Origin of the sequence: uncultured Megasphaera sp. (assembly GCF_958350005.1) — a bacterium.
In the GTDB taxonomy this organism is placed as follows: Bacteria; Bacillota; Negativicutes; order Veillonellales; family Megasphaeraceae; genus Megasphaera.
Genome location: NZ_CATWFF010000113.1, coordinates 1 through 6,836, shown reverse-complemented (window position 1 = coordinate 6,836; position 6,836 = coordinate 1). Strand labels below are relative to the sequence as shown.

Sequence of the window (6,836 nt, the reverse complement as noted above, 5' to 3'; positions counted from 1 at the left end):
TTACAGGACTTCAAAGGTAATGATGAAGATGATCATCAGGACAATGCCCAGGCCCAGCGAGTATGCGCAGAGCTTCTTTTCAATGGGCTGCAGTTCAAAATATTCGTCTGCATCCTGATCAATCTGTGCCTGATTGGTCTGTTTGCTGACCTGATCGTTTGTATGTTTGTAGTAGTATTCATCAGCTGTCGAAGCAGATGACGTAATGGTATTCGTTGCCATAAGACATATCTCCTTTCGTGTGTGCCAACAGGGTTAAATGGTTGGCGGAACAATGCCATGATAGAAAATATAGGAAATGAACAGGCCGACCCAGATGATAAAGCCCAGGAGTGCGACGGCATAGACGCCGACGACACGGCCAAGACCGGCATTCCACAGTTTGCGGACATTCGTAACCAGGCCAATGGAGAAGAAGCAGAGACCAAAGAAGATGGCCCGCAGGAGGTTGGCCTGACCGGCTCCGGCTTTGGCGTTGGCGACAATATCAGGATTCGTATAGCCTGCCAAAAAGATGATAACCAGAGCGGCGACAAAGCCGATAATGAATTTAGGGAACCGTTCCCAGATTTCCCGTTTGGAAACCTTGTCACTGCCACTGGCTGCGGCGGCTGCGCTGCGGCTGTTGAGATGGTATACAGACCATACAATGGCCAGGATAAAGGACCATACGCCGATGAAGACGTCGATAAAGACTTTAGATGTCGTCGTAGCCATCAGAATCCATCCTTCCTGGTAGTTGACGCCAAACTGCTGGAGCGCATTGTTGCGGATCAGCGTATCGGCAATGGCACCGGATGCGACAGCACCGCCGTCACTTTTGACGACCAGGCCGAGCCACGAACCGGCAACCATGGGTTCACTGGGCAGGAAATAGGCCGCTGCAAAAGGCAGAATCAACAATTCTACAGCTACGAATACGATAATAACCGAAGCCAGAATGGTCGGAATAATCTGACGGGCCCGAATAGCACTGCCCGTTGCAATAGCAGCTGCAACGCCGCAGATGGAAATACCGGAAGCCATGGGAGCTGCCCATTCCGGCGTAAATTTAAAGAACTTGCGGGCAATAAAGTATACAATAGGCCAGTAAATCAGATAGGCTTCAACGACGGCGCACATGCCGCGGATAATGACCGTGCTGGCCAGGTTCATGGCGCTGATCGTCTGAATGCCGATGTTCATGCCCAGAATAACAATCCCTGTTTTGATGTACCATTCCGGCTTTGCTGCATCAGACAGGAACTTCGTTACTTTCGGGAAGAAGTTGCCAATAATCAGGCCGGCAATGAGGGCGAAGACGAAGCCCAGTTCGCCGAGACTCAGGGACCAGCCAATGTGGAAGGCTTCCCGTTTATTCGGCGTTGCTGCCAGGTAGGCGTAGTTGCCCAGAATATTGGTCAGAATCATAATCCAGTAAATAACCGTAAAGCCAAGGGCAAATTTCTTGACTTTGTTGCCCATGAAATGAGCCCCAATAGATGTAATGACCAGGGTAAACACATAGGTCGCAATGACCGAGCCAATGCCGCCGAGCCAGGCGAAACTCTTGGAGTTTGCCGCAATGGATGTGGTCGGATCGATCCATACGCCGAATTTCGTAACCCAGCCGAGAATATCAAGATTCCAGATTCGCCCTGCGCCCAGAGCAAAGATAAACAGTCCCAGCCATACAGCCCACCAGTCTTCACTGCGAAGCAGGCTGGAACGATGTGTCGTTATTTCCGTTTCCGTTGCTGTTGCCATATTAAACACCTCTTATTGATTTTGTCATACGCACTGGCACTAAAAAAAGCGCCACCTGTACAGATGGCGCATAAAATGCAATGAGACACGTAACATGTCACTCATCTGTCAGGTATAATCCTGCTGGAATTGGCACCGTTCCTAACGGGAGGTTGCCGCAGCGTCATAAGGCCAGTCCCTCGGCTGCTCTGGATGATAGCGTGTGCAATATTAACTTCGTGTACTACTTACTTGTCAGAAGCACTTGTTACTGCACATTCGCCGGCAGCAACAACACATGATAGTCGAATATTTTAAGTACCCCATTGTAAAAATCCCCTTATACATGAATAAATCCATAAAACAAAGAACCAAATCAAATTACATTGCAATGTTGAATTGAATGATACTCTTTTGGTATGCATTTGTCAAGAGATTTGACAAAAAATATACAAAATCAGTGCGAATTCACCTTACAATATCTTTTCAAGATACAGATGATTTGCATGGGCAATGACATCGCCAACCTTCTTAGGTGCCCTGGCAATAATTTCAAATCCGTCCTTTTCATACAAAGACACAGCAGGAATATTTTGAGCGCCTGTATCCAGGCGCAGTGCTTTCCTGTGATTTTTTTGCGCCAATTCTGCTGCAAATTGTAACAATAACGACGCAATGCCTCTGCCGGACATACTCGGGCGTACCAGAAGAAGATGAATGACCAGAATTTCTTCTGCAGAAAAATTTCCCCTCCACGGCATAGCAGCATATTCTATGGGCTGAACGGCATCCATGATGATGCTTCCCGCAATTCGTCCCTGTTCTTCATATACGTACAAAGCGCCATTATCAATAGCCTGCTCTGCACCCTCTTTCGTTGGATATACCCCTTTTTTGAATACCGTAAACGCCGTATGCTCCTGTTCATACTGAAAATGTTCATTATACGTATCTTCAATCGAATGTAAATCTTCTAGTACTGCTTTTCGAATCATAGTATTTGCTCAGTAAGCTGCAGCACCTATACCATACGCTGGTTATACAACCTACTTTACCCTCCCCCTGTCATTCCATATGATATTCCTGGTACAGCTTTTCTCTGGCCTTTTCATCCTCTATGGCCCGTTCCAGATCCTGCAGACGGCCCTCTGCCTTCAGGACCTTCAGCAGCGTCGTCAGACGGCTCTCTCCTTCAGCACGACCTTCCTGCAGTCCCTCTCTATGCCCTTCCATACGACCTTCCTGGCGTTCTTCCAGACTCCATTTTTCAAGTTCTTCACACATGACAGCCACCTCCTCGGGGTTGTTCTTATACCGGCTTACCGTTTCTTTTAAAAGGGCCAATTCCATATCTTCTGCCTTTGCACTGCGAAAATCATGCATCAGCCTGCCCATGTCGTCATTGCCCTGGTACTCGCCATTGACGTAGATAATATGCGCTCCGTCATCAAACCGCTGCTGCAGTTCTTCTATCATTCGGTTAATATGATATCGCGGCAGCCCATGCTTCCAAATATCCTTTTCCGTAATGAATATGACATAGCTTTCCGGCAGCGCCTCATAGTCGCTTCCCTTTTTCAGGCTGTTAAGATCGATCAGACTGCTGTTAAAACGGGCCCGTTTCGTTCCTGCTCCTTTATCGGCACGCTGGACTTCAATATCGTATTCTGTTCCTGCTGCGTCTGTTGCATGGACGTCCATCCGTATACCGTGCCCAGAAAGATTCGGAATGGTGTCTTCAATTTGTACAGACACGACCTCCAAGTCCGCTTTTTCCATAATAATACGCAGAATACATGCTACAGCAGGTATGTTATCCTTAAAGCAGCGTTTCATGAATTCATCATCCATCAGCCGCCATCGCTTAATAATATGCAAGGCCCGCTGATGACGTTTTTCCTGCTGCTCCGCTGCAGTTCGTTCGGTTACAGACATGGACGCTTCACCCTTCCTTATGGTAATTATACTAAGATTCTATTCTCTCGACAATATGCTGGCCAAATTCGGCTGTGCCAGGACAGCCATACACCTGATACCGTACATCTGCGCCAGCGCATCACGGCGTCTGTCCGCCGTTCTCCCCGCATACGTCCAGTATGACAGAAGGAGATTAAAATCTGCTGAAAAGGAGATAGGAGGGAAATTAAATTTTTACTGACCTCGTCAGCTGCAGCTGAAAAAACTGCCATTCATGGCGAGAATATGCCTGCAGATAAAGAAAATCACCCTTTTGTATATCCGGATATGGCACAAAAGAGTGATTATCAATCTATATTCTATTGCAGCCAGCGCTCCCTTTTCGTCATGTCAGCCACGGCTTTTTAGGCGGAACGTCTTGCAGTAATAAATTAAACTGCAGCTAAGGAAGCTGCCGCGCAAACGGTCAGCTTCCTTTTAGCCTTACTCGCTTTACGTTGTCTGATTAGTATGGAAATGCGCATCCAGCTCCCTGCTGAACCAGCGGCCATTCAGGACATGACGAATGATGTACTCCTTAGCCTGGGGCTCCAGCGTCGTATCCTGCTCCAGTTCTTTCAGGATCGTATCACCCGTCTGGTGGCCGTACGTCTGCGTGTACCAGGCCCTTGTCCGGTCTGCATTGACCACAAGCTGCGATGCTCCCTCGGCATTGGGAGACCAGGGTTTCCATTCTGGCAGCCCTTTGCCGTTAGGATTGCCGCTGCGCATAAAATTGCCGATGTACTGCTGTATCGTATCCGTCAGAGCCAGGGCCCCGGCGTTATCGAAGGAACCGGCCGGATACCCTTTCGTCGTCGCCGTCGTATACCCGGTAACAAAAGGAATCCAGATGCCATGGACGGACCCGGACAGGAGTGCTTTCTGTTCCCCAACAATCTCCGGATTTTCCCCATAGGCAATAGCCAGCGTATATATCGGCGCCGTCCCATAGTGCGGACTCATCTGTACTGCCGATGCTTCGTTGTTAAACCACTCATACAGCCTGCTGCCATAGTTTCGGGCAAAAAGAAATTCCTTCTTTTTCTGTCCATCTGTAAACACCGTCCGGTCCACTACAGCATCTTTGAAATAAGGATCGCTGCCAGCATAAATGGAAAATTCATTCGTCCCACTGACCATGATCAGCGGCACCTGGTTGTATGCTGTCGTCTGAAATCCGTCTTTGGCCAGGACGACGCCGTCCGTATACAAATGGGGAAACCCTTTCATGCGGATAAAGGCCCGACCAAATGCACTAGCCAGTCGTTCTGCCGAAATGCTTTGCAAATATGCGGCCACGTCCGGAGAATCCTGGAGCAGCCACGTCTTTGCCTCCTCTTCCGTCGCCTTGATGCCGTCAGCTACGACACAAGGTGCCAGATGGTCCGCAAAAATCTGCTGTGAATCTGCCGTATCCGCCGTCGTCATGCCTCCACTAAAGGAAATGGCTTTCTGGAACTTGCCCTTTGCTTCCGGAGAAATCAGCAGTGCCATGACATCACGGCCGCCCGAAGAAAAACCGGCCACTGTAATATTATCGGGATTGCCGCCAAAACTGTGAATATTCTCTTTCGTCCAGTCCAGGCCCTGCAGGATATCCAACAGCGTATAATTGCCGGAATTTTCTTCTGCTGTGCCGTGTTTCAGCGCTGCCAACGGATTAAATCCAAGGGCACCCAGCCGAAAGTTGGCGCTGATTGCTACGACATTGGCCTTCGCGGCAAATTGCTGCAGATTTACCTGTTCTGCATCGCCAGACTGGTTATTGCCGCCATGAACGAAAAAGAGAACAGGTAGATTCGTTTCTGCCGTATCCGGGCGGTATATGTCGAGATTCAGGCAGTCTTCTGCACCTGTATATCCCTTTGCCGTCTGCTGTATCGCTGCCGGCCCAGTCTTCGTCGCATCTCTGATACCATCCCAGCCAGGCGGATTCTTCGGCCCTTTCCACCGCTGTGCCGTTCCATAGGGAACGCCTTTCCAGATCAGAGTCTGGCCGTCCCGCATCCCCTGAACCAATCCATACTGTGTATGCTGCAGCGTCTGCTGCTGATAGGCCGGTACAATCGTCTTCCGCGCTTTAGCCGGCACAGGGGCCAGCTGTGAACTATCCGGACTGACAGGCACCTGCAGCTCCGGACCAGCCGCCAGTGCCACTGACGCAGCCAACACAGCGACGCTAAGGGATGATGCCATTTTCTTACGAATTCCCATTTGATCACTCCTCATTTCTGTCAATTTGCCTATATAGTACATGATAACATAGATTTCGCTCTTTTGTCTGTATGTACAAAAATAAACCCCTTTCGTTAGAATTTTTGTCTAACAAAAGGGGTCCACTTCAAACTTAGGCGGCTAAATCCAACTATTTTAGGGCACTAACCGTTTGTCGGTGTAATGCCTTTTTCATCTTCAGTATACGAAGTACGAGCTCCTCCATCAAGGTGTAATGGGGAGTAAGATTTTCCATATGAACGGATATCTTCTGCAGTCATCCGTTTATCCTTCATGCCCGTATGAGGATATACAGTTGGCACGCCAGGATGCTGCATGGCTGCCTGGAAGTCCCCCTGTATGTTCTTCAAAGTTTTCTACCTGATCCATCACTTTCATGAACACTTCACGACAGTACTGTGGCGGTTACGGAAAGTTTGAGTGTTGATGCAACAGGTGTTCGATTGGCCATAGTAAGGCCTCCTTTCGTGAATACAAGATATGAGATGGCTCGCTAGGAGCCGAATAGACAGATACTATATGCCAGAAGGCGGCAGGCCGGAAAAGGAATATCTCCATCATACCGGTCGCCCACAGGCCGTGGATTTCCCCATCATACCAGGGGGCCGGGAAGCGACAGCCCTTTGACCGTCCGCCCGGGACAATCCCTGTGTATGCGCCCTGCTGAAACGGTACCCATTGCGCGTAAGCGAATGCATAAGCCCTTACGCGGAACGGTCAGAAGGGCCATCGCATCCCGACCTGGGGTATACGTCGCCTGAGCCTGAGACATACGGTATCACAGGGAGTCCATAGGCCGTCTGGCCGGCCTGCAGGCAGACAAGCAGCTGATTCGCAACACTTTCTGACATTCCGGACAGAAAGACAGGGTAGATTCTGCTGCAGACGGACAACGGCCTGTGGGCGACCGGCATATG

At 49.5% G+C, this 6,836-nt stretch carries 5 protein-coding genes and 1 riboswitch; all 5 genes read right to left on the bottom strand.

The genetic code is table 11. The annotated features are described in order from the left end of the window. On the bottom strand, positions 1-222 hold the full coding sequence (locus Q3886_RS07325) for a hypothetical protein (protein WP_301860641.1): 222 nt from the start codon (positions 220-222) through the stop codon (positions 1-3). A gap of 33 nt (positions 223-255) precedes the next feature. After that, positions 256-1,746, bottom strand: coding sequence for a putative sulfate exporter family transporter (locus Q3886_RS07320; RefSeq protein WP_301860639.1), 1,491 nt, complete (start codon positions 1,744-1,746; stop codon positions 256-258). 98 nt (positions 1,747-1,844) lie between these two features. Continuing rightward, positions 1,845-1,945: riboswitch (SAM riboswitch) on the bottom strand. Between the two features lie 253 nt (positions 1,946-2,198). Then, a complete protein-coding gene (locus tag Q3886_RS07315) occupies positions 2,199-2,720 on the bottom strand; it encodes a GNAT family N-acetyltransferase (protein WP_301860638.1) in 522 nt (173 codons plus the stop codon). Positions 2,721-2,790: 70 nt separating this feature from the next. After that, complete coding sequence (locus tag Q3886_RS07310; RefSeq protein WP_301860637.1) at positions 2,791-3,660, bottom strand: PD-(D/E)XK nuclease family transposase; 870 nt, start codon at positions 3,658-3,660, stop codon at positions 2,791-2,793. 474 nt (positions 3,661-4,134) lie between these two features. After that, a complete protein-coding gene (locus tag Q3886_RS07305; RefSeq protein ID WP_301860636.1) occupies positions 4,135-5,898 on the bottom strand; it encodes a carboxylesterase family protein in 1,764 nt (587 codons plus the stop codon). Positions 5,899-6,836 lie beyond the last annotated feature (938 nt).

What these genes read in the sequence shown, in the direction of transcription:
- Q3886_RS07305 (WP_301860636.1), bottom strand. Translation starts at nt 5,898, where the DNA reads ATGGGAATTCGTAAGAAAATGGCATCATCCCTTAGCGTCGCTGTGTTG.
- Q3886_RS07325 (WP_301860641.1), bottom strand. Translation starts at nt 222, where the DNA reads ATGGCAACGAATACCATTACGTCATCTGCTTCGACAGCTGATGAATAC.
- Q3886_RS07310 (WP_301860637.1), bottom strand. Translation starts at nt 3,660, where the DNA reads ATGTCTGTAACCGAACGAACTGCAGCGGAGCAGCAGGAAAAACGTCAT.
- Q3886_RS07315 (WP_301860638.1), bottom strand. Translation starts at nt 2,720, where the DNA reads ATGATTCGAAAAGCAGTACTAGAAGATTTACATTCGATTGAAGATACG.
- Q3886_RS07320 (WP_301860639.1), bottom strand. Translation starts at nt 1,746, where the DNA reads ATGGCAACAGCAACGGAAACGGAAATAACGACACATCGTTCCAGCCTG.